This window comes from Actinacidiphila sp. bgisy144 (genome assembly GCF_057708105.1).
Genome location: NZ_JBYIRM010000106.1, coordinates 1 through 806 on the forward strand (window position 1 = coordinate 1; position 806 = coordinate 806).

2 protein-coding genes are annotated in these 806 nt (G+C 72.6%); both read right to left on the reverse strand.

Annotated elements, in window-relative coordinates; translation table 11 throughout:
- Window positions 1-399 (reverse strand): GTP-binding protein (locus AC3EVP_RS36905; protein ID WP_435138169.1); only part of this gene is annotated, 399 nt, incomplete at its 3' end.
- Window positions 400-401: 2 nt separating this feature from the next.
- A partial coding sequence (locus AC3EVP_RS36910; protein ID WP_435138172.1) for a phosphoadenosine phosphosulfate reductase domain-containing protein occupies window positions 402-806 on the reverse strand: 405 nt, incomplete at its 5' end.

The following is an 806-nucleotide window of genomic DNA, read 5'->3' on the forward strand; positions in this document are numbered from 1 at the left end:
GGCGGTGGAGGCGCCGGTGACCATGTTGCGGGTGTACTGCACGTGGCCGGGGGTGTCGGCGAGGATGAAGCGGCGGCGGGCGGTGGCGAAGTAGCGGTAGGCGACGTCGATGGTGATGCCCTGTTCGCGTTCGGCGCGCAGGCCGTCGGTGAGCAGGGCGAGGTCGGGGGCCTGCTGGCCGCGGTCCTGGGAGACGCGCTCGACGGCTTCGAGTTGGTCGGTGAGGACCGACTTGGAGTCGTGGAGCAGGCGGCCGACCAGGGTGGACTTGCCGTCGTCGACGGAGCCGGCGGTGGCGAAGCGCAGCAGGGTGGCCGCGGGGGCCGGCCCCGACGGGTCGTCAGGGCGGACGGGGCCGGCGGGGCCGGTGGGGTCAGCAGGGTCAGCGGTGCCGGTCATGGCTAGAAGTACCCCTCGCGTTTGCGGTCCTCCATCGCGGCCTCGGACAGCTTGTCGTCGGCGCGGGTGGCGCCGCGCTCGGTGCGCCGGGAGACCGCGATCTCGGCGATCACCTTGCGGGTGGTGTCGGCGTCGGAGTCGACCGCGCCGGTGCAGGACATGTCGCCGACGGTGCGGTAGCGCACCCGGCGCTTCTGTACCGTTTCGTCCTCGGCGGGCCCGCCCCAGCCGCCGGCGGTCAGCCACATGCCGTGCCGGGAGAACACCTCGCGCTCGTGGGCGAAGTAGATCTCCGGCAGCGCGATGTGCTCCCGGGCGATGTACTGCCACACGTCCAGCTCGGTCCAGTTCGACAGCGGGAAGACCCGCACGTGCTCGCCCGGGGCGTGCCGGCCGTTGTAGAGGTT